Genomic DNA, 23,037 nt, shown 5'->3' on the forward strand with positions numbered 1-23,037 from the left:
ATTTAATTCCTTATAGAACTACTTTTGGCTTAATTCTAAGCACTCTTTATTTGAGATGATGGTTTTGTTTTGAAGATTATAGTTTTCAATACTAGTTGGGTGATTATGTGGTTTGGAATTGATAAATTTATATCTAAAATCAAACCATATAAAGTCAGAATCACCAACATTTACTATCAATTCTTCTATGCAATTTTCATCTATATAGTCATCAGAATCGACAAAGAGTATATAATCTGTTTTATCTATGTTTAAAAAATGCTCTATACCTAAATTTCTAGCCACACCTTGACCGGAATTTGGTATTTTAGTGGTTGTAAATCTTGCGTCAGTTGTGATGTAAGATCGGATGATCTTATCTACATTTTTATCTGTGCTACCATCATCTATGAGAAATATTTTAATATTTTTATAAGTTTGTGAAGATATAGAATTTAGGCATTTATCTAGGTATTGACTAGTATTATAAATAGGCACTATCACGCCAACGCTTTTATCGCTCATATTTCTTACCAAACCTAAAAATGATTAACTAAAATGAAATTATATCGAAATTTATTTTAAATACATATAAAAAAATTATTATAAAAAATAATATTCCATAATAATTAATATAAATATTTCCAACTAGTATTGAAAACTATAATCTACAAAACAAAACCATCATCTCAAATAAAGATTGGTTAGAATTAAGCCAAAATATGAATTTACATAGCTTTGCTAGTGGTTGCTGGGTTATGATAGATGTTAATTATCTAAAAAATATAAATTTAAGATTTTTAGATATCCACGGCGAGGATAACTATTTTGGGATTGTATTGTTTGCTAAGGCTAATAAAATTAGCATCCTGCCTAAAAAGCTCTATAACTACACAATAAGAAAAGATAGCACTATTAATTACGGCGGTAAAATCAATAGCCTAGTCCCATATAGGTTGAAACAATATCTAAAATATTTTTATGATAATCCTATGATATTTTCTAAATATTATCGCTGTGGCGGTGCTGCTGTTATGCTCTCATCTGCCATTAAGGATTTTAAAAACAATAAAAATACATATAAATTTTTAGAAAAAACCTTTTTAAATCGTTATTGTATGCTGGCTTTGAATTTATCAAATTTCTCAAATGATCCGCTTGGGTATAAGAGATATCTACCTATAGCTAAAAAATACGCCAAAGAGCATAATATCGGAGCCTTTGCTCTAGTGCATTCTAGTGTGTATTATTGGATTGGTTTAATACTAATTAGTTCTAAAATTTCATTAAAAAACTTTTTAAAAACCCCACTTTATATCTATCAAATTTTAAAAGACAAATCCTACACTAAAAAATATGAATTTGATATAGATAACTACTGGGATAGAGATTATGCATTAAGAGTGCTAAAACATAGGTCTTATAAATTAGGAATTTTGATAAGTAAAATTTATTGATAAATTGGAGATGTAATGGAAGTAATTGCGCTAATTATTGCTGGTGGTATTGGATCAAGGATGGGGCAAGCGATTCCTAAGCAGTTTTTAACAGTTTATGATAAACCAATTATCGCTTATACTATGGAAAAATTCGAAAATCATCCAGAGATAGATATTATAGCTGTTGTATGTCTTGATGGATGGGAGCATATATTAGAGAGTTATGCTAAACAGTATAAGATTACCAAATTAAAGCATATCTTCCCTGCAGGAGCCGTTGGGCAAGAATCAATTAAAAATGGAATTATGGGTTTGGCAGAGCATTACGGAGATGATAATATTGTTTTAATTCATGATGGCAATAGGCCAAATTTATCAAAAGATATTATTACCGAATGTATTGATGTGACTAGACGATATGATAACGCTATTACATGCATACCATGTCAAGAAGCTATGCTTGAAACTCAAGATGGAGTATCTTCTAAATCATCATATCCTAGAGACAATCTAAAACGTACCCAAACACCACACGGGTTTAAGCTTGGAATTATAAAGAATGCCCATAAAAAAGCTGCGGAATTAAATATCACAAACTCTATAGCTAGCTGTACTTTAATGATAGAAATAGGAGAAAAAGTTTATTTTTCAAAAGGATCTGAAAAAAATATTAAATTAACAACTTTAGAAGATATGGATATATTTAGAGCCTTATTAATTGGAGATAAAAATGATAACTAAAATCCAAATAGATGAATACAATAAAATTAGCCAACTATTAAATTATGATTTTACCAATAAAAAATTTCTAATTACAGGAGCAAATGGATTAATTGGTTCATATTTAGTTGATTATTTGAGCTTTGCCGGAGCTAAAGTATATGCTATGTCAAGATCGATTGACAAGCTTAAATTTAGATTTAATAACCAAAATATTAAATTAATAGAACAAGATTTAAATGAGCCATTAAAAATTAATGATAAATTTGATTATATTATCCATGCTGCTAGCAATGCTCATCCACTTGCATATTCACAAGATCCAGTTGGCACTATGAAAGCTAATTTATTTGGAACGATGAATCTTTTAGAATTAGCTAAAAAATCAAATTCGAAATTCTTATATCTTTCTAGTGGTGAAATTTATGGAAATAATATAGACCATGATTTTACAGAAGATGATTTAGGGGTGGTTGATACTAAGATAGCACGTTCTTGCTATCCTGAATCTAAAAGAGCCGCTGAAACTCTGTGCGTATCATATTGCGATCAATTTGGAATACATACAAACATTGCTAGGCTGTGTTACGTATATGGACATACAATTACTGATGATAACTCTAGAGCAGATGCGCAATTTTTAAGAAATGCTCTTTTAGGCAAAGATATAGTTATGAAAAGCAAAGGTGCTCAGCGTAGAACATATTGCTATGTAGCTGATGCAGTTAGTGCCTTGCTTTTTATATTATTAAATGGTGTAAAATCTGAAGTTTATAATATCGCAAATCCGCATTCAATAGCCACAATAGCCCAATATGCTCAAATTTTAGCAAATATAGCCAATGTAAATCTTAAATTTGAATTACCAGATGAGATAGAGCAAAAAGGATACTCCAAACAAGCAGATTCTGTTCTATCAGCTCAAAAGCTGATTAATATGAGATGGAAGCCACTATATGATATAAATGTTGGCTTAGAACACACATTTCGTATCAAAAAGGAGTTGATAAATGCTTAAAGAGTTAAAAGAGCAAGTTTAAAGTTAATTTGGATCTGATCTATGAATATTGGAGAATTTTCAAAATATATGTTTTATAGGGATTATAATTGTCAGCATGGTAAAAATCATATTATGGGCAAGATGTATTAATATAAATAATTAAGGAATAAAAAATGCCAAAAATTTCAATAATATTACCAATATATAATGTAGAATTATATTTAAAAGAGTGTTTAGATAGCTTAATAAATCAAACTCTTAAAGATATAGAGATAATATGCATAGATGATAAATCTACTGATAATAGCCTATCTATACTTAAAGAATACGCCAATAAAGATAATAGAATAATAGTTTTAGAACAAGAGATAAATCAAGGTCCAGGAGTAGCTAGAAATAGGGGTATCGATATAGCTAAAGGTGATTATATAATGTTTTGTGATCCTGATGATTGGTATGAACTTAATGCTTGTGAGATATGCTACGATAAAATCAGCAAAGGCGATAATGATATAGCATTTTTCTCTCTTAATAGATATCTTGATGATACAGGCGAATTAGAACCAAACACTAAAAGATTAACACATTTTCATAAATATTTTGATTTAGATAGTATAAATGTAGATGAATGTCCAGAGTATTATCTTCCTACAATGTTTCCGTTTACAAATATATATAGCAAAAATTTTTTAAATAAATATAATATTAGATTTGGCTCTTCTTATAGTTATGAAGATCATATATTTACCATGTCTTCACTTTTGCATGCCAAAAAATTTATTGCTATAAATAATATTTTATATAATTATAGAATTCGCAATAATTCTGAAACTTCTAAATCAAGTCAGAGATATGGGGATTTAATTGCTGCAAATCAATATTCAATTAATAAGATATATCAATATAAACAAGATATGAGCAATAATCATATAAACATATTTCTTAAATGTAGAATAGCTTTAACCTTATACTGGTATAGACATATTTCTAGATCCTTAACCAAGAAAGATAAAAAAATTTTTTATACTGAAATAAGAAATTTTTTTATAGAAATAAAAAATAATTTTGATATAAGCAATTTAAAAGATATTCTTAGTAAGCAAAATTATAATGATTTTCACTCTATGATATCTCACCCATACTGGCATAGACAGATATTTTATGTATTTAAAAGAGCATTGAGCTATAAAAATCATAGCGATGGTAAGAGTCGTATTGTAAATTTTTTAGGCTTTAAATGGAAATACCATAAAGGATTTTGGATAAATTATCAATGGATTAAGAAATTATGGTGGGTATTTCCTACCAAATCTAGTAGAACAGATTTTAAAAAGATTTGCGACCAGATTACATCTGCCCAAAAATTAGATAAGGATATGAGAGAGCTGCCAAGGATTCAAGCAAAAATTATTAAAAGATTACGAGGTAAAAAGCAGTTAAAAGTTTTATTTTTGGTTAGTGAAAATTCTAAATGGAAAGCCCAAAGTCTATATGATGAAATGGAAAAATCTGATAAATTTGAGCCGATGATAACTATCAATATAGCAGATTATCAGCTTAAACTAGATGTAGAAGAACAAAAAGAGATAGTATTGCAAAACTATCAGCTATTTAAAAATACACATAAAACAGTATTAGCTTATGATCTAGATAATGGAAAAAATTTAGATCTTGCCATATTCAAAGCGGATATTATTTTTTATCAACAACCATGGGGAATAAGTAAAATTCAATCATATATAAAAACTTCCAAAGAATCTTTATTATGCTATATTCCATACCATGCTCCAAATTATGGAAACAAATGGCTTGATACAGCTCAACCTTTATTCAAATATCTATTTCGGTACTATATAGCCAATGAATTTTATAAAAATATTTTTTCTGCTTGGTCAGGACTTAGTAATATAAAGGCTACCGGTCATACTATGCTAGATTATTTTTTGAATAATCAAGAGCGCAATGAGGTTTCAAAAGGGCGATATATAATCTATGCGCCACATCATTCTATATCTGGAGGTAGGCAACAGATTGGAACATTTTTACAAAATGGTGAATTAATTTTAGAGTATGCTAAAAATCATCCAGAAATAACCTGGGCATTTAAACCACATCCTACATTAAAATTTAAGTTAATACAAGAAACCAATTGGGATAATCAAAAAATAGAATGGTATTATAACGAATGGGAAAAAATAGCAAAATGTTGTTATGACTCTAGTTATATAGATTTATTTTTTGATTCAAAAGCTTTAATTACTGATTGTGGTTCATTTTTGACAGAATATTTTTGCACCAAAAAACCAATTATACATTTAATATCAAATAATTGCCAAATGCATCCAGTGCCTCCATTTAAAAAAATCATTGATACATTCTATAAAGTATATGATAATGATGAGTTAATATCCACCCTAGATAGAGTGATATTGCAAAATGATGATTATAAAAAAGAAGAGCGATTAAAAGCCTTAGAAGAAAGCAAGCTACTTGAAAGTAATGCAGCAAAGAATATTATTAATGATTTAGAAAAGAGTATTTGGGGTAAAGATAATGAATCAAAGTTATAAAAAATTAGTTGTTATGAATCGTAGCGATGGGACTGGTAGTAGATTGTTTTCAATGATTAACGCTATGGCATTAGCTACAAAGTTATCATCTATAGATAATATGAGATTTTTATGGAACGAAACAAGGTTTAAAGACAAATCAATAGCTTTGCTTACGCCGCCGGTGGTTAAAATCAACTCATCACTATCTACACAAGATGGGCTAAATTGTTTAAAAAAAGAGACAAAAGAAATAAAGCAAGATTTAATTATAATAGCACCGCCAAATCCCGCATTAAAAACCAACTAAGCTATAAACTTGGTCAAGCTATGATTGAGAATTCAAAAAGCTTATTAGGTTATATCAGAATGCCTTATATTCTAAGTTATATCAAAGAAACTCACCAAAAAAATCAAAAACTCTATCAAGAAAAGATTAAAGCTAACCCAAGCTTAAAGCTCCCACCACTTGAGTCATATCCAGATTACAATGAGGCTATAAAGCTTAAAAACCATCTAAGCTACAAACTCGGAGAGGCTCTAATAAATGCCGATAAATCTAAACTAAAACTAGGCTACCTAACCCTATGGTTTAAATGTAAAAATATCACCAAAGAGCATAAAGATAATCACAAAAATAGCCCAAACAACCCAAATCATTAAAACCACACCATAAAAAAATTCATAAATACCAACTATTTCATTTAGTAAAATATAAATGAAATAGTCCAAACAAACCTAAAACACAAATAAATATAATTAAATTTAATATATAATCAACTATTATAAATCTCTTTTTAAACCTCTTTATACTCCTTTAAATCAAATTTAAAATCAAATAATTCAAACAATTCAAATAATCAAGATGGGTTTGATCCGTTTACCTTACCTTTAAGTCTAAGATCACTTGATACAGGTATGCCTTTAGTAGTCAATTTAGGTAAATCAGATGAGACCTTTAATTATAATCTAAGAGAGGTTAAGGCATTTGAACCAACTATAATTGATGATATTAAAAGGGTTGATAGCTTTGCGAATTTAGGTTTAGAGTATGTTCAGTTTGTATCAGCTAATGATATAAATGAGTGCTTAGGAATAGATGAGAGTGGATTTTTTGCTTTAAAGAATTGTATTGGGGATTTAGATAGAAAGAAGTTTGAGACTGTATTTCAACTCATTCCACTACTAAGTGATGCTGTAGAGATAAGATCACTAGTCCTAGGTGGTAAAGAGTGTATAAGCACATTTTTTAACCCAAATTTAGAGCCATGGCAAAGAGTAGGAATAAATAGATGTGAATTAAGAGAGGGCTTTAGCGTAGATCTAGCTAAGCTTTGGGCGATAATGCCTGAAATCAAACAAGCAGCTATAATCCAACCGGTGGATTGAGTTAAGATAGGTAGTTAAATCAATCAAATTCCGATCGAAATATAAATAAATCTTATAAGAAATTTAGGTTTGACATATAAAAATTTATTTTATTTTTGGTTTGTATATGTTAAAATCGGCGCCTTTAAAATATAGGGGGGGGGTACGATGAATTCTAAAGTTTCAAAAATCATTATTTTAGCTTGTACTTGCTCATCTCTATCAGCGAGTGAGTTTTGGGCTAGTGGCGTGAGTATAAATAGTGGTTGGAGTGCGTATTTGCAGCATCCAAATCAATGCTGGGGCGCCGTAGCTGGTAACACTCTTGGCTGGTGGCAAAAGAATTTAACAATCGATGTAGATTTAAAAGAAGGTGCACCACAAGGCAATGAAGCTATCACAGATTGGTTTTATCAGAAATATCCACATATTCAAGGTGGATTACAACCGTATCGTGGGATGATCTACTATCTTGAAGAGTTTTCGCCAAATTTCAAAATCTACGAAAATAACAATAATCCAACATATTTAGAAAGAGAGTATGGTCCAACTAAGATTAGTGGAGCGCCATTTTGGACTGAGAGATATAACTATCAAAGTGAAGGTATCACAAAATCTTTGATAGAAAACTTCCAAACAGGCAAGGTCGTAGCTGCGCTTACTGATGATACTCACACGGTTACGCTTTGGGGGATTGAAGTCGATGAAAAAACTGGCAAGATCAAAAAAGGCTATGTGAGCGACTCTGTCAAAGATAAGGCTGGCCAACTCACTCTAAGAGAGGTTATAGGCAATTACGCCCCTGATAATAAAGGCAATGAAACTTTCCGCTTTCTTTATAGCTACTATGTAGCTAGCACAAATACTTATGTTACGGATCTTTATGAGATTTATAGTATTACATATCTAAGCATAGACGAAGCTAGAAATAACGGCACATATGTGGATAGCTCTAATAGAAAAGATTGCTTATTAAGCGTTTTAGCTGGCAGTGAGTGGGCTTGCGGAATTTCAACTAGTGAAGGCAATCAAGGCTCAAGCAACACCGAAAATACAGAAAATACTGGAAATTCAGGTAGCCAAAATAGTGGTAACCAAAGCAACACCGGAAATTTAAATAACCAAGGCTCTACTGGCAACGAAAACACAAATCAAGGTAATACTGGTAGTGGTAGCACAACTCCAGAAAATGGCAACAACAACAGCGGAAATTCCAATAATCAAGGCGGTATCTCTAGCGAAAGTGGCACAAATTTAATTACTCAATCTGTCCAAAATGAGGTAAATAAACATAGTGAGCTTAATCTAGCCTTAGAAACAATAGGCGATACAACCCTATACAAAATCCAAAAAAACGGCAAAGATATAGCCTTATATAACCCAAATTTAAGCACTCCGCTTGTGGTAAATAGAGGCTTGGTTAATTACAACATTACTAAAAATGATAATGGTGGCATAGATATAACCAAATCTACAAATCAAGCAGCGCTCAAAGAGGCCAACGACGCTTCTAAGCTAAGTATGGATATAAACTACGCTGATATCAATAATCTAAATAAAAGGATGGGTGAGTTAAGAGGTATTAACGCAACTGCTGGTAGCTGGGCTAGAATTTTGGGCGGACAGGGCAGTAGCGATGGATTTGAGAATAAATTTACCCATGTTCAAGCTGGTTTTGATAAACAAAGCCAAATTTCAGGTGGATCTATCTTTAGCGGTATTACAGTAACTCACACAAGTAGCGATATAGATGGCGATAACGCAAAAGGCGATGTCAAAACAATCGGCGGTGGATTTTATATCTCTGGAGTATTTGATAATGGCTGGTATGTGGATGCCATCGCAAAATACACAAGCAATAACCACAAAATGGATTATAACTTCCCAAATATGAGTTTGAGCTTTTTAAATAGTGATTATAATACAAACTCACTCTATCTAGGTGGGGAATTTGGATATAGATTTGATTTTAATAATTTTTATATCGAGCCTCAAGCCGAGTTTGTCTATCTCAACACTAGTGGCGCAACTATAAATAGCAATGGGTTTGAAATGGAAATTAAAAGCTCTGATTTGCTAGTTGGTAGGGCTGGATTTAACTTCGCTAGAGAGGTTTGGCTAGGCAAGATTAGGGCTTATGCGCTTGGTGGTCTTAGCTATCAATGGGAGATGGTGAAAAATGCTGAAATCCTAATAGATGGCGATAGCGCTAAAAACAATGATAAAGACTCTAGAATGCTTATGAATTTGGGTCTAAATATGGTAGCTAGTGAGAATTTAAGAATTGGCTTAACTTTAGAAAAATCAGCCTTCGGCGATTACGATACTGATTTGGCTGTGAATTTAAATGCTAGGTATTCTTTTTAAGCTGGGTAGAGTGAGATATTTTTAAATTTTTTATTTAGTGTTAAATTTATTTTGCTAGACTTATGCGCAAATTTAAATTGGAGGAAAAATGAGTCTATATAATAGAAATCTTTCATCACAGCAAAGTGATTTTAGTCGCGCTTATGAGAGTGAGCAATCCATAAGCGCTAGAGCGACTTTTGTTAAGCAAACTTATAAGCTTCTTAGTGCTTCTCTTTTGGCTGCGACTGCGGGTGCTTATATCGGTGTTGATTATGTCAAAAGCTTTAGCTGGGTGCTTTTGATCCTTGAATTTGCGATGCTTTTTGGGCTATTTTTCACTCGTAAAAACCCAACTCTAGCGCTATTTTTGCTATTTGGATTTACCTTTGTGAGTGGCCTTACTTTAGGTCCAGCGCTTAATACCTATATTGGTGCTGGTATGGGGCATATAATTACTCAAGCATTTTTGATGACTACTGTGGCTTTTGGTGGGCTAACTATTTTTGCTTTTAATACTAAGCGTGATTTTTCATCAATGGGTAAAATGCTATTTATCACGCTAATTGTGATTGTGGTTGCTGGACTTTTGAATTTATTCTTCCAAAGCACAATGTTAGCAACCATTATTTCAGCAGTTGGTGCGATACTATTTAGTGCATATATCTTATATGATACTCAGATGATTTTGCGTGGCGGATATGATAGTCCTGTGCTTGCGGCAGTTTCGTTGTATCTAGATATTTTAAATTTATTTATCTCTCTTCTTAATCTTCTTGGCATATTTAACCGAGAATAATCATAGCCACCGCTGTGGTGGCTTAACTAAATTTTTAATTTATTTTGATATAATCGCCAGTTAATTACACTATTCAAAGGATACTCGTGAGTTCAGTTTTTCTTATTATTCAGGTTTTGTTAGCAGTCATTTTGACTATTGTTATATTACTGCAAAAGAGCGCATCTATGGGTCTTGGAGTTTATAGCGGGAGCAACGAAAGTCTATTTGGGGCCAAAGGTCCAGCTGGATTTTTGGCTAAATTTACATTTTTTATGGGCTTTTTGTTTGTTATTAACACCCTAGCCCTTGGATATACATATAATCAATCTTTGCGTGATTCTGTAGTTGATAGTGCGAAATTTGATTCAATCCAAGCACCACAAGCCCCAAATACCAACATAATACCTACAGCACCAGCGGCACCAACAGCTGAAAATAACACAACAGCCAACTAAAAGGATAGATATGCTAAATGAAATTTACAACAACCAAAAACTACACAACGACAAAGCGTTAGAGGCTTTAAAGCGTGATTTTACCACACTTCGCACCGGCAAAGTGAGCATTAATATCTTAGATCATGTCCATGTAGATTACTATGGAAGCCCTACTGCCTTAAATCAAGTTGCCACCGTTTTAGCTACTGATGCTAGCACAATTACCATCACTCCATGGGAAAAATCTATGCTAAAAACTATCGCTACGGCGATTCAAGCGGCAAATATAGGCGTAAATCCAAATAACGATGGCGAGAGTGTTAAGCTATTTTTCCCTCCGATGACAACAGAAGATCGCCAAAAAAATGCCAAAGAGGCAAAAGCGATGGGCGAAAAAGCCAAAGTAGCTATCAGAAACATCAGAAAAGATGCTAATGATGAGATCAAAAAGATAGAAAAAGACAAAACCCTAAGCGAAGATGAGATCAAAAAAGGCTATGACGAAGTCCAAAAAATCACCGATAATTATATCACCAAAGTAGATCAAATAGTAAAAGATAAAGAAGCTGAACTTTTAAAGGTTTGATATGAATTTAGAACAAATTTACAAAGATGCCAAAGCCTATTTAGAGGGGCATTTTTTGCTAAGTAGTGGCAATCACTCGCAATTTTATCTACAGAGTGCTAAGGTCTTAGAAGATCCGATTTTAACAGGCGTTTTGTGTGATGAGTTATATAAGCAAATTTCACAAGCTGGAGTTGAATTTGATAGTGTTTGCTCGCCTGCGCTTGGGGGGATTTTGGCCGGATATGAGCTAGCTAGAGCTGGTAAAAAGAGATTTATCTTTGCTGAAAGGGTAGATAGCGTGATGAGCCTTAGGCGTGGATTTAGCGTTGAAAAAGGCGAGAGATTTATAATATGCGAAGATATCATCACAACAGGCGGATCGGCCTTAGAGAGTGCGAAGATTATTGAGAGTTTAGGTGGCGTTGTAGTGGGATTTGCGGCGCTTGCGAATCGTGGATTTTGTTCTGTTAGTGGATTAAATAACGAAAGAAAAGATAGCTGTAAATTGCCGATTAATAAACCGCTTTTTGCTCTTGGTAATTTTGAGTTTGAAATTTATCCGCCAGAGTCTTGTCCATTGTGTAAAAATGGCTCAAAAGCATTCAAGCCTGGGAGCCGTGGCAACGCATGAGTAAGGCAGTAGCCGCTAATATCTTTAGTAGGGTAAAAGCGTTTATTATGGATATGTTTTTTATAGCGGCTCCGCTTTTGTATCTTATGACTTATATAATTTTAAATGGCAAGGATGAGTTTCAAAGCAATCAACTAGCTATATTTTTGGTTTGGCTAGTTTTTGGGCTGATACAATCTCTGTTTTTTGTTTTTAAGGCTCAAAGTCCTGGGTATAAGGCACAAGGGATCTATCTAGTTGGCTTAAATGGCAAAAAGGCGAATTTGATCATCTATCTGCTTAGATATTTTTTCTTTATTACCACTTTTATTATAGGTGGGTCGTTTTTTTGCTTTTTTAGGAGAGATAAGCGGAATTTACACGATCTGTTAGCTGGAACTATCGTAGTCCAAAAGAGTTATTAAGAGTTTATTTATCTTAATTTTGTATTATTTCATTTTTAAATTTATATAAGGATTTAACATGTCAGTAACTTTCAAAGGTACAGCAGTAGAGTTAGAAGGAAAAGGCGTAAATGTAGGTCAAAGAGCGCCAGAAGTTGATCTAGTAGCTAAGGATCTATCTAGCCTAAAAGTAGGCGGCGCAAGTGGGAAATTCCAAGTCTTAATAGTAGTCCCAAGCCTAGATACAGGAGTTTGTGCGACTGAAGCTAGAACATTTAACCAAAAAGTAGCTAGCAAAAGCAATGTTGAAGCTACGGTTATATCGTTAGATCTTCCATTTGCTATGGGGAGATTTTGCTCGACTGAAGGAATCGAAAATTTAAGAGTGGCTAGTGATTTCAGAGGTGCGAAATTTGGCAAAGAGTATGGTGTTTTACTAGCTAGTAGTCCGCTTGCTGGATTGCTAACTCGTGCTATTTTCGTAATTGATCCAAATGGTGTTGTAGTTTATAAAGAGCTAGTTAGCGAAATCACAACTGAGCCAAACTACGACGCAGCATTGAAAGCTATCGGCGGTGGTTGCGGTTGTGGCTGCTCTCACTAAGTGAATTTTAAGCGTTATTATATCACGCTTTTTAGCGAAATTTGGAGCCATAATCGCTTTTAAATTTCGCTAATCTATCGCTATTTTATCCATTTTCTACTATTTAGCTATTTAAAGATTTTTATTATTGTATAATTTCACTCAACCATCATAGATAGAAGGAAAAATATGAATTTAAGCCTTAAATTTAGACCGACAAAAATCAGCCAAATGGTAGGTCAAGATGATATTAGAGAAATTTTTACGAAATTTATAGAGAATAAAAATATACCACATAGCTTGTTTTACGGCACAGCCGGAAGTGGCAAAACTACGATGGCTAAGATCATTGCTAAGGAGATGGATTATGAATTTTTCGAGCTTGATGGGGCGAATTTAAAAAGCGAAGAAGTCCGTAAAATCATAGCTAAATTTGACGGCTCACTATATTTACCACTTATATTTATCGATGAATTTCATCGCCTTAGCAAGACTCAACAAGAGACGCTTTTGATCCCAATGGAAGAGAAAAAATGTATTATAATTGGCGCCACCACCGAAAATCCCAAATTCTCTGTAAGTAGCGGAATCCGCTCTAGGATGATGATATTTGAGTTTAAACCACTATCATATAGGGATTTAGAGCTTTTATTAGCTGATATTCAAAAGAGTGTATATTTTGAGATTGATGAGAGTGCTAAGGATTATCTCATCAGCTCTAGCGGTGGCGATGCTAGAAGTATGCTAAATTTGCTAGAATACGCCCTAAGTGTGGATAAAAATATAAATTTAAAGATTTTAAAAACCCTAAGATGCTCTAGCTTTAGCGAAGGTAGCAGTAGTAAAGATACCCATTATAACCTAATAAGTGCGATGATAAAGAGCCTAAGGGGTAGTGATATCGATGCGGCGATATACTACCTAGCAAGGCTTATAGCAGCTGAGGAGGAGCCTGAGTTTTTGGCTAGAAGGATGGTGATTTTTGCTAGCGAGGATATAGGTAATGCCAATCCAAATGCCCTAAATGTAGCCACAAATACCATGCTAGCAGCATCAAAAATAGGCTATCCAGAAGCTAGAATTATCCTAAGTCAATGTGCCGTCTATCTGGCTAGTTCGCCTAAATCCAACTCTAGTTACAAGGCTATAAATTTCGCACTTGATTATATAGCTAAAAATCCAGCCTTACCAGTGCCGCCATATCTTATTAATACAGATGAGGCCAAAAAAGACTATCTATATCCGCATGATTTTGGTGGATGGGTGGAGCAAAAGTATATGCAAAAAGATATTAAATTCTATCATAGCAACTCTATTGGATTTGAAAAAACTCTAGATGATTGGATAGAAAAAATCAAATTTAAAAACTAGTTTATAGTGAGGCTAATAGGGTATTTTTAATCTTAATTTAAGTATTGATTATGATTAAATTTGCTAGAATAGTCACTTTATAAATTTCATAATTAATAAAATAAAAATATGGGGGGGGGTGTAGTGCGAGAAGTGTTTTATATAGCTGGATTTGATCCTAGAAGCCCAAAATACTACTACTCCATCTTTAAAAACAATATCCATAAAACAAGCGCAATAGAGCAAAATGAGCTAAATATAAGCAAACTCAAAAAAGATGAGCTATTCTATTTTAATGCCTATTATAAGGGCGTTAAAACCAAATATAATTTTCTCATTTGGAACGATATAGTAAAAGAGCATTTTTGTAAAAGATTTTTTGAAGTTTTTGGGGCTTTGTTTGTGGCGCTCTTTAATTACCCTATATCCGGCGCTGTCTATATGGTGGCTAGATACTCACGCACTCAGCTAATTGCTGGATATTATCCTATAGTTTTTATATTGTTGTCATATTTTTTGACGGGATTTTTTTGTTACGGGCTTAGCTATTTTATCCAAAATTATATTTTGTGGATTATTTGTTCTATTTTACTCTTTTATCTAGCTACTAAGGGGATATTCTATTTAGGGATGAATGCGGGGATGTTTTGGCTACTTAGCATTTATAGATTTTGTTATAAATATGCTAGAAGCGAGATTAAAGGCATTAATGAGAGAAATGAGAGCTTTGCTAATGAGATTATAAAAAGCTTAAAAAATAATAAATTTAGCAATGACGAAGTGATGATAGTAGCTCATAGCGTTGGGGCGATTATAGCTATTAGTAGCGTGGCAAGAGTGATAGAAAAAAGCAAGATTGAAGGGCTAAATATATCAAATTTAAAGCTTGTTTTAATAGGCGGATGTATTCCGCTTGTATCATTTCATAAATACGCAGATAAATTTAAAAAAGAGCTTGAGATAGTAGCAAATTCTGGCATCACCTGGCTGGATTTTAGCTCTAAGATTGATGGAGCGTGCTTTTTTAAGGTAGATTATATCAAGCTTTTAAGGCGAAATGCTAAATCACCAAAGCTAATATCAGTTGGATTTTTTAAAATTTATGATAAAAAAACATACAAAAATATAAGATATAAGTGGTATCAAGTTCATTTTTTGTATCTTAAAGCAACTCAAATTCGTGGTGGGTATGATTATTTTTATTTAACCATAGACCCTAACAGACTTGAAGATAAGAAATTTTAAGGAGCCAATTATGGGAGTTTGTCCATTTCACCCAAAACCGCATAGTAGCAAAGCTGGACTCATCACTACATTTTTCTTAAAACGCAGATCGTGGCTTGATGGTTTATATGAAAAGAGCTATAAAATGCGAGTTGGTAGAGTCAAAATGCCTGGATTTGATCTTTTTGTGGTAAATGATCCTAAAGAAGTTCGCAAAATTATGGTAGATAATGTAAAGGAATTTCCAAAAAGCGATATGCTACACGAGCTTTTAAAGCCACTTTTGGGCGTGAGTATATTTACCACCAATGGCGAAGTGTGGAAAAAGCAAAGAGAGCTTTTGCGGCCTAGCTTTGAGATGACTAGGATTAGCAAAGTTTTTGATCTTATGAGTAGTGCGGCTGCTGATATGATGGAGAGATTTAGAAAGTATGAAGATGGCGCCGTCGTCGAAGTTGATGAGCATATGACCTTTGTAACTGCTGATGTGATATTTCGCACGATAATGAGCGCAAAACTAGATGAAGAAAAGGGCAAGGAGATTTTAGACGCTTTTGTAACTTTCCAAGAAGAGACTGCCAAAACGGCTATTAGAAAGTTTTTTTGTGTGCCACAATGGTTATCAAATTTGCTTGGCGAAAACAAAAGGATAAAAGCCGGAGCGGTGATTAGAAAAAATCTTTCAAATATCATCAAACCTAGATATGATAACTACGCTAATGATACGCATTGCGATATCTTATCCTCGCTTTTACACACTACTGATGCTGATAGCGGGGAGAGATTTAGCTTTGAAGAGATCCTAGATCAGGTCTCAATGCTATTTTTAGCAGGTCATGAGACCACAGCTAGCTCACTTACATGGACGCTATATTGCCTAAGCCTAGATCAAGATGCGCAACAAAAGGCCTATAATGAGATAATTAGCATCAACAAAGATAGCAAATTTGAAATTTCTGATATAAGAGATATGAAGTATCTAACCAATGTTTTTAAAGAAGCACTAAGACTATATCCGCCGGTTGGCTTTTTTGCTCGTCAAAACAAAAATGAGATAAAAATCAGAGATAAAGTCTTACAAAAGGGCGCTGGCGTAGTGGTAGCTCCGTGGCTGATACATAGGCATGATGATTATTGGGAAGCCCCACATGAGTTTAGGCCAGAAAGGCATAATGAAAATATCCCAAAAGAAAGGTATATGCCCTTTGGCCTAGGTGAGAGAGTTTGCATCGGACATGGCTTTGCTATGCAAGAAGCAATCATAATTTTGGCTAATATTTTAAGGGAATTTAAACTAGAGTTAAAAGATGGCTTCATCCCTGATGTAGTAGGCAGGCTCACTATCCGTTCAGCAAATGGAATGATGATTAAGATGACTCAAAGGCACTAAATTTGAGATTAAAAGAGAAATTAGCTGGGACTATCTTGCTTTGTGCTTTGGTGCCGCTAGCAATAATTGGTTATATTTATATTACTATTGTAGGCACTTTTGGCGATCCAACTCGTGCTAGACAAGGGGTTAGAGCACTTGATCACTTTGTCAATGCAACTATATTTAACGGCTATGCGTGGGAGTCAGTCTCTAGCCATGCCTGGAGAATGCGTCATAAAAGATGGGCTAAAATCGTGATTTTTATAACAGATAAATTCCAAAAAAACCACTGCCAAAGAGCCAACAAAAGAGAGCAACCAATTATAGATCTGATGCTTAGTAGAAGGCTAAATGAACAGACAATAGGCAAAAGAAAATTCAATAAAAATAGCTAAGATTTTAAGCTATATTTTAATGGATTTTAAGTAAAATTCAAGCTTTAAAGGAAATTTGGAAAGATTATAAATGAAAAGATTGTTATCAATTTTAGCTATTATCGCTACCACCGCTACGGCAGCACTGCAAACAGAATCTATAAATTCAATAAACTCATCAGCACTAACCACGCAATCTAATACCACAAATCAAACCACCTCGCCAGATCTAAATCAAAGTATCTATACCAATACCACTACTCAAAGCGTTTTTGGCGAGAATTTATTTAATGGCAACTTCACTATGGTGAGCCAACATATCTATAATCCAGATTATATTTTAGCTATTGGTGATGTGGTAAATGTGAAGTTATGGGGTGCGTATGAGTTTGAGCAGCAATTAACGGTTGATTCTCAAGGTAATATATTTTTGCCAAAAGTTGGCGTTATCAGACTTCTAGGTGTGAAAAACTCAAATTTAGTTACGACTATATCAAAGAGTGTAAAAAGGGTATTTAAAGAGAATGTTCATGTCTATGCGGATATGGGAATTTATCAAAATGTCTCTATATTTGTTACAGGAAATGTCAATAAACCAGGCCTATATCAAGGACTTAGCTCTGATTCTTTGATTCAGTTTATAGACAAGGCCGGTGGTATAAATCCGCAATATGGTAGCTTTCGTAATATTACAGTAGTTCGCAATAATCAGCCATATAAGAGTATAGATCTGTATGATTTTATGGTAGATGGCAAGATCGAGATGTTTGCGCTTAAAAATGGCGATGTGATATTAGTAGGTAGTGTAGGGGCGTATATGAGTGCTAGCGGAGAGGTGCTTCGCTCATATAGATTTGAAGCCAAAGACGGCACAATGAGCTTAAAAGAGCTATCAAGACTAGCTGGTATCAAACCAGTCGTAACTCAAGCAATCGTAAGAAGCCACACAGACAATAGCCAAATTCAAATCAATAGCTATCCACTAGCTAAATTCGACTCTGTTAGCCTAAGGGCCGGTGATGCGGTGGAGTTTATGACTGATCACTCTGCTAGAGAGGTGCGTGTAAATATAGATGGAGAGCATAGCGGATCACGAGCGATAGTGATGCCAAAGGGGGCTACTCTTGGGGATCTTATGGATAAGATCGGCTTTAATCCGCAGTCAAATATAGATGCACTTCAGCTATTTAGAAAAAGCGTGGCTAAAATGCAAAAAAATTTGATAGAATCGTACCTAAGAGAGCTTGAGTCCATCGCCCTTACAACTTCATCAGATACAACTCAAGAAGCGCAAATTAGAGCAACTGAAGCTAAGGCGATTTTGGATTTTATAGAGCGTGCTAGAATGGTAGAGCCAAAAGGTCAAGTAGTAATTAGTAATAAAGATGATATCTACCAAATCGTATTACAAGAAGATGATACCATATATATCCCAACTAAGGATAATATCGTCATCGTCCAAGGCGAAGTCTCTATGCCAGGGGCCTTTACCCATGTGGCGGATTCTGATATTGAAGATTATATCAAGATGGCTGGCGATCTAAGCTCTAGGGCCGATAGTAGTAGAGTTATCCTAGTATCAGCCAATGGCAAAGCCGGTAAATTCAGAGCTTCAAGTGGCGAGAATGTCTATCCGGGGGATTCGATTTTGGTTTTACCAAAAGTAGAGACCAAAATGCTACAAGCTACAAGTATCTTAACCCAAATTCTATATCAACTAGCAATCGCTGCTAAAGTGGTGATAGATCTGTAAGGGCATTAGATAGAGAGAATAAATTTAATTTTATTTTGTCTATCTAAATTTTTAAGCTAAATTTCGCTATTAAAAATCAATAAATTTAAAATATCAAATTAATTTATCGTTTAATTTATACCCATTTAAATAAAATTTAGCTAAAATGAGACTTTAAATTTTAACAAAAATCAAAGGTCTTATGATGCAGATACTATCCCATCGTGGTTGGTGGCAATATAGCAGTGAAAAAAACCATCTCATAGCATTTAAAAAGGAATTTGAATATTGCTTAAAAGATATATCTCAACCTTATAGGGGGGGGGTAGAGACTGATATTAGAGATTATAATGGCTCACTTGTAATCTCCCATGATATCGCTACAAAAGACTCTTTAAGTTTAGATGATTTTCTATCTCTATACTCTAACTATAATATTCATACCAACTCAACTCTAGCTCTAAATATTAAATCAGATGGCTTACAAATAGAGCTTAAATCCATACTTCAAAAATATAAAATAGAAAATTACTTTGTCTTTGATATGTCCGTTCCAGATGCGCTAGGGTATATAAAGCATGGATTAAATCTCTTTACACGCCAAAGCGAGTATGAGACTACTCCGCCATTTTATCAAGATGCCAAAGGGGTTTGGCTAGATGAATTTCACACACATTGGATAGATGAAAAAATCATAGAATCTCACCTTAAAAATAACAAACAAATTTGCATAGTCTCACCAGATTTACACAAAAGAGATTACACCAAAGAGTGGCAAGAGTATAAAGAGATTGAAATTAGATTAAATAATCCAAATTTAATGTTATGTACTGATAAAGTAGCAGAAGCTAGGAGGTTTTTTAATGAGTCAAATTAAAGCAGTAATTTTCGATATGGATGGAGTATTGATAGAAGCCAAAGATTGGCATTATGAAGCGTTAAATAGAGCGCTTAGGCTATTTGGATTAGAGATTAGCTATTTAGAGCATTTAACCACATTTGATGGATTACCGACAAAGAAAAAGCTAGAGATATTATCAGTTGATAGAAAACTGCCTAAATCTTTACATAATTTTATCAATCAAATTAAGCAACTTTATACAATGGAGATTGTCTATCAATCTTGTAAGCCTAGATTTTATCACCAATACGCCCTATCTAAACTACATAAAGAGGGGTATAAAATGGCAGTTTGTTCTAATTCTATCTATAATACAATTGATGTAATGATGCAAAAAGCTGCCCTTAATCCATATTTGGATTTTTATATCTCTAATGAAGATGTCAAGCACGGCAAACCAGACCCAGAGATGTATAACAAAGCTATAGCCAAATTTGGGTTAAAACCAAATGAGTGTATGATAGTAGAAGATAATGAAAATGGCATTAAAGCAGCAAGAGCAAGTGGGGCTAATGTGATGATAGTAAAAGAAGTTAGCGATGTCAATTATGAGAATATCAAAGAGCATATTTTTAAATTTCAAAAGGGGGATTTATGATAAATATCGTTATTCCACTAGCGGGGAAAAGCAATTTTTTTAAAGAAGATGAGATTATCTTTCCTAAGCCTTTTGTTGAGATTTGTGGCAAAACCATGATAGAGATATTGATAGATAATTATAAAGAGATTACCAACAAGCAATTCATTTTTATACTTAAAGATGATGATGTAAGCGAATTTCACCTAGATGAAGCTATCAAGGTATTAGACCCAAGCGCCCATATCATCACGCTTAAAAACCCTACACAAGGTATGGCGTGTAGCGCTCTTTTGGCTATTGATTATATAGATGATAACTCACCACTAATCATCGCTAACGCAGATCAAATTTTTGATATAAATTTAAATATTGTTTTAGATTATTTCAAAGATTATGATGCTGGGGTAATCGCATTTGACTCTATCCATCCTAGATGGGCCTATGTAAGAGTGGATAATAACTCAAATGTGATAGAAGCAGTGGAGAAAAAGCCAATTAGCAAAAACGCAATTGCGGGATTTTATTATTACAAACAAGGTGTGGATTTTATCCAAGCTAGTCAAAAAATGATAATCAACGACTCCCATCTAAATGGGCAATTCTATATAGCACCTACCTTAAATGAGCTTATTTTAATGGGTAAAAATGTTGGAGTATATAAGATAGATAATGAGTTATATCATACTTTTTATAGTATGGAGAAGATTAGAGATTATGAAAGGATTAAAAATGCTTAAAAGATTAACTCAAGATTATATAGATAGCTTTAACGCAAAAGATTTGGATGCTATATCAAGCATGTTAAGCGATGAGTTTTCATTAGAAGATCCAGTCGTTAAAAGACTAGAAGGCAAAGATAAATGCCTAAAAGCTATTTTAAATATTTTTAACAATTGCCAAAATTTAAATTTCAAAGCCAAAAATATCTACACAGATGACAAAACTAGCTTTATAGAGTTTGTACTGATTTTAGATGATAAGCATTTAGAAGGCGTAGATATCATAGAGTGGAATGAGAATAACCAAATTTCAGCCCTTAGGGCATATCTGTATGAGGTGGTAGATGGCTAAGGTAGCATTATGTATAAGCGGAGCTTTTAGGGGTGAGAATTTTATAGAATATTTAAATGACACTATTGGTAAATTCAAATCGTTAAATCCAGATGTCTTTATAGCTTCATGGGATAGCTATAAGATTTGGCCAGGTGTAGGTGGCTTAGGTGTGGGCTGGATAAGGAATTGGTATAGTCAAGATATTATCGAATTTGCCCCTAAAGAATTTATAGGATCTAATAGTGATTTTAAAAAACTTTTTCCAGAAGTATATAAAATATTAGAAAAAGAGATAGATAAACATATAGATAATGATTTATTAGAAAAGATAAAACGATTAGATAATGTCAAATCAATAAAATTATCAAACGAACAAGAGTATTTAAAGCAATATCCATCAAATTTGGAGATTGTGAATTCAACTAAAATGTTTTATGGATTTTGGCAAGTTGTTAATTTGCTATTAGAATATGAAACAAAAAATAATTTTTACTACGACTATATCATTGTATTAAGACCAGATAAAATATACTCTATAGATTTTGATTTAAAATTTATCGAAACATTACAACAAGATAATGAAATAATATGCGAAGAGTATGATTGGGGTATGATGGATATATCCCTTTATGGCAAAAGATATGCTATGATAGAGCTTTTATCGCTATTTGATAAAGCTAGCAGATATAGGCATTTAGATTATTTTAAATATTTTCCAAGTGGTATTTGCTGTGCTCCAATTGGATTTTTAGACCACAGCATACTCGTTCGGTGTGTAAAGTTTATAGGTCTAAAAATAAACAATACAAATTTTATCAAATATAACAAGATAGATTATAACCCAAGGATACCAAATATCCAAAAAGCCCTATTAAAAGATTTAGAAAATATAGACACAAATAGAGATCAAGATTATATTCTATTCTTTGATATATTAAATTGCCCTAAATTATTAAGCACTAGACTTGCCACACAAATAATCAAAAACCATCTAAGCTATAAACTTGGCGAAGCTATGATAGCAAATTCAAAAAGCTTATTAGGCTATATAAAAATGCCTTTTAAATTAAACCATATCAAAAAAGAGCATAACAACGAACAAAAATCTTACGAAAAAATCATCAAAAAGCATCCAAATCTTAAGCTCCCACCACTTGAGACCTATCCAGATTACAATGAAGCCATAAAGATTAAAAACCATCTAAGCTATAAACTTGGAGAGGCTTTGATAAAAGCTAATAACAAAGGCTTTATCACCGGTGGGGGGGGGTATTGGCTGCTATTTGAGATTAGGCGCATAATAAAAGAGCATAAAAAGGCAAAAAATGAAAATCGATAATTTAGATAGTATGATTCGGGGTTGGTTTGTAGGTGATTTTGAACCAAATGTATTAAAATCAGATCAAGTAGAAGTAGGGGTAAAAAGCTACAAAAAAGGTGATTATGAAGAGAGGCATTACCACAAAATAGCCACCGAAATCACAGTGATAACCAAAGGCAAAGTCAAAATGAACGGCGTGATATATAGCGAAGGCGATATCATCACGATAGCCCCATTTGAAGATACAGATTTTGAGGCTTTAGAAGATTCTCAAAATGTAGTAGTCAAAATCCCAGCCGCTAAAAATGATAAATATCTAGGAAAATATGGAGAAAACAATGAGTAA

Annotated in this window: 25 protein-coding genes and 1 pseudogene; 25 read left to right on the top strand and 1 reads right to left on the bottom strand. The window is 33.4% G+C overall.

Annotation, left to right across the window (positions count from 1 at the left end; all coding sequences use genetic code 11):
* Positions 1-18 precede the first annotated feature (18 nt).
* Positions 19-504, bottom strand: coding sequence for a glycosyltransferase family A protein (locus tag CLAN_RS00620; protein ID WP_100590322.1), 486 nt, complete (start codon positions 502-504; stop codon positions 19-21).
* A gap of 197 nt (positions 505-701) precedes the next feature.
* On the opposite strand from CLAN_RS00620, the gene CLAN_RS00625 reads away from it, so the two are divergent.
* The 25 genes and pseudogenes from CLAN_RS00625 to CLAN_RS00745 all read left to right on the top strand — a co-directional run bounded on the left by CLAN_RS00625 (position 702) and on the right by CLAN_RS00745 (position 23,037).
* On the top strand, positions 702-1,436 hold the full coding sequence (locus CLAN_RS00625) for a hypothetical protein (RefSeq protein WP_100590323.1): 735 nt from the start codon (positions 702-704) through the stop codon (positions 1,434-1,436).
* Between the two features lie 15 nt (positions 1,437-1,451).
* Positions 1,452-2,159 (top strand): IspD/TarI family cytidylyltransferase, encoded by a 708-nt coding sequence (locus CLAN_RS00630; RefSeq protein WP_100590324.1) that lies wholly within the window; start codon positions 1,452-1,454, stop codon positions 2,157-2,159.
* The gene (locus tag CLAN_RS00635) at positions 2,149-3,156 is read left to right on the top strand and encodes an NAD-dependent epimerase/dehydratase family protein (RefSeq protein WP_100590325.1); all 1,008 of its coding nucleotides are present in this window, start codon (positions 2,149-2,151) and stop codon (positions 3,154-3,156) included. The genes CLAN_RS00630 and CLAN_RS00635 overlap by 11 nt, the downstream gene beginning before the upstream one ends.
* A gap of 155 nt (positions 3,157-3,311) precedes the next feature.
* The gene (locus CLAN_RS00640) at positions 3,312-5,708 is read left to right on the top strand and encodes a glycosyltransferase family 2 protein (protein WP_100590326.1); all 2,397 of its coding nucleotides are present in this window, start codon (positions 3,312-3,314) and stop codon (positions 5,706-5,708) included.
* On the top strand, positions 5,692-5,997 hold the full coding sequence (locus CLAN_RS00645) for a hypothetical protein (RefSeq protein WP_096021303.1): 306 nt from the start codon (positions 5,692-5,694) through the stop codon (positions 5,995-5,997). The genes CLAN_RS00640 and CLAN_RS00645 overlap by 17 nt, the downstream gene beginning before the upstream one ends.
* Positions 5,916-6,350 (top strand): hypothetical protein, encoded by a 435-nt coding sequence (locus CLAN_RS08370; protein ID WP_232045843.1) that lies wholly within the window; start codon positions 5,916-5,918, stop codon positions 6,348-6,350. The genes CLAN_RS00645 and CLAN_RS08370 overlap by 82 nt, the downstream gene beginning before the upstream one ends.
* 240 nt (positions 6,351-6,590) lie before the next feature.
* Positions 6,591-7,076 (top strand): annotated as a pseudogene (locus CLAN_RS00655) (hypothetical protein); the annotation flags it as partial.
* A 147-nt stretch (positions 7,077-7,223) separates the two neighbouring features.
* A complete protein-coding gene (locus tag CLAN_RS00660) occupies positions 7,224-9,422 on the top strand; it encodes an autotransporter outer membrane beta-barrel domain-containing protein (RefSeq protein WP_100590328.1) in 2,199 nt (732 codons plus the stop codon).
* An 88-nt stretch (positions 9,423-9,510) separates the two neighbouring features.
* Positions 9,511-10,200, top strand: a complete 690-nt coding sequence (locus CLAN_RS00665) for a Bax inhibitor-1/YccA family protein (RefSeq protein ID WP_096015656.1) — start codon at positions 9,511-9,513, stop codon at positions 10,198-10,200.
* Positions 10,201-10,286: 86 nt separating this feature from the next.
* Positions 10,287-10,637, top strand: coding sequence for a preprotein translocase subunit SecG (secG, locus tag CLAN_RS00670; RefSeq protein ID WP_100590329.1), 351 nt, complete (start codon positions 10,287-10,289; stop codon positions 10,635-10,637).
* Between the two features lie 10 nt (positions 10,638-10,647).
* Complete coding sequence (frr, locus tag CLAN_RS00675; protein WP_096013863.1) at positions 10,648-11,205, top strand: ribosome recycling factor; 558 nt, start codon at positions 10,648-10,650, stop codon at positions 11,203-11,205.
* A 1-nt stretch (position 11,206) separates the two neighbouring features.
* Positions 11,207-11,818 (top strand): orotate phosphoribosyltransferase, encoded by a 612-nt coding sequence (pyrE, locus tag CLAN_RS00680; protein WP_100590330.1) that lies wholly within the window; start codon positions 11,207-11,209, stop codon positions 11,816-11,818.
* Positions 11,815-12,222: an RDD family protein gene (locus tag CLAN_RS00685; protein WP_096018549.1), complete on the top strand. Its 408-nt coding sequence runs from the start codon at positions 11,815-11,817 to the stop codon at positions 12,220-12,222. Before pyrE ends, CLAN_RS00685 begins: the two co-directional genes overlap by 4 nt.
* Before the next feature lie 58 nt (positions 12,223-12,280).
* Positions 12,281-12,805 (top strand): thiol peroxidase, encoded by a 525-nt coding sequence (tpx, locus tag CLAN_RS00690; protein WP_086228868.1) that lies wholly within the window; start codon positions 12,281-12,283, stop codon positions 12,803-12,805.
* Between the two features lie 168 nt (positions 12,806-12,973).
* Positions 12,974-14,155: a replication-associated recombination protein A gene (locus tag CLAN_RS00695; RefSeq protein WP_100590331.1), complete on the top strand. Its 1,182-nt coding sequence runs from the start codon at positions 12,974-12,976 to the stop codon at positions 14,153-14,155.
* Between the two features lie 123 nt (positions 14,156-14,278).
* Positions 14,279-15,379 carry an alpha/beta hydrolase gene (locus tag CLAN_RS00700; protein WP_147525224.1) on the top strand — a complete coding sequence of 367 codons (1,101 nt, stop codon included), beginning with the start codon at positions 14,279-14,281 and terminating at the stop codon, positions 15,377-15,379.
* A gap of 10 nt (positions 15,380-15,389) precedes the next feature.
* A complete protein-coding gene (locus tag CLAN_RS00705) occupies positions 15,390-16,748 on the top strand; it encodes a cytochrome P450 (protein ID WP_100590333.1) in 1,359 nt (452 codons plus the stop codon).
* 2 nt (positions 16,749-16,750) lie between these two features.
* Positions 16,751-17,125 carry a hypothetical protein gene (locus CLAN_RS00710; protein ID WP_096013857.1) on the top strand — a complete coding sequence of 125 codons (375 nt, stop codon included), beginning with the start codon at positions 16,751-16,753 and terminating at the stop codon, positions 17,123-17,125.
* Between the two features lie 70 nt (positions 17,126-17,195).
* Positions 17,196-18,857, top strand: coding sequence for a polysaccharide biosynthesis/export family protein (locus CLAN_RS00715; protein WP_100590334.1), 1,662 nt, complete (start codon positions 17,196-17,198; stop codon positions 18,855-18,857).
* 184 nt (positions 18,858-19,041) lie between these two features.
* Entirely contained in the window at positions 19,042-19,713 is a 672-nt protein-coding gene (locus CLAN_RS00720; protein ID WP_100590335.1) for a PI-PLC domain-containing protein, read from the top strand.
* Positions 19,700-20,335, top strand: coding sequence for an HAD family hydrolase (locus CLAN_RS00725; RefSeq protein WP_100590336.1), 636 nt, complete (start codon positions 19,700-19,702; stop codon positions 20,333-20,335). The genes CLAN_RS00720 and CLAN_RS00725 overlap by 14 nt, the downstream gene beginning before the upstream one ends.
* Positions 20,332-21,054 (top strand): glycosyltransferase family 2 protein, encoded by a 723-nt coding sequence (locus CLAN_RS00730; protein WP_096024618.1) that lies wholly within the window; start codon positions 20,332-20,334, stop codon positions 21,052-21,054. The genes CLAN_RS00725 and CLAN_RS00730 overlap by 4 nt, the downstream gene beginning before the upstream one ends.
* On the top strand, positions 21,047-21,388 hold the full coding sequence (locus CLAN_RS00735; protein WP_100590337.1) for a nuclear transport factor 2 family protein: 342 nt from the start codon (positions 21,047-21,049) through the stop codon (positions 21,386-21,388). Before CLAN_RS00730 ends, CLAN_RS00735 begins: the two co-directional genes overlap by 8 nt.
* Positions 21,381-22,709: a capsular biosynthesis protein gene (locus CLAN_RS00740; protein WP_100590338.1), complete on the top strand. Its 1,329-nt coding sequence runs from the start codon at positions 21,381-21,383 to the stop codon at positions 22,707-22,709. Before CLAN_RS00735 ends, CLAN_RS00740 begins: the two co-directional genes overlap by 8 nt.
* Positions 22,696-23,037, top strand: coding sequence for a cupin domain-containing protein (locus CLAN_RS00745; RefSeq protein WP_086304115.1), 342 nt, complete (start codon positions 22,696-22,698; stop codon positions 23,035-23,037). Before CLAN_RS00740 ends, CLAN_RS00745 begins: the two co-directional genes overlap by 14 nt.

It is taken from the genome of Campylobacter lanienae NCTC 13004, from assembly GCF_002139935.1.
Taxonomy (GTDB): domain Bacteria; phylum Campylobacterota; class Campylobacteria; order Campylobacterales; family Campylobacteraceae; genus Campylobacter; species Campylobacter lanienae.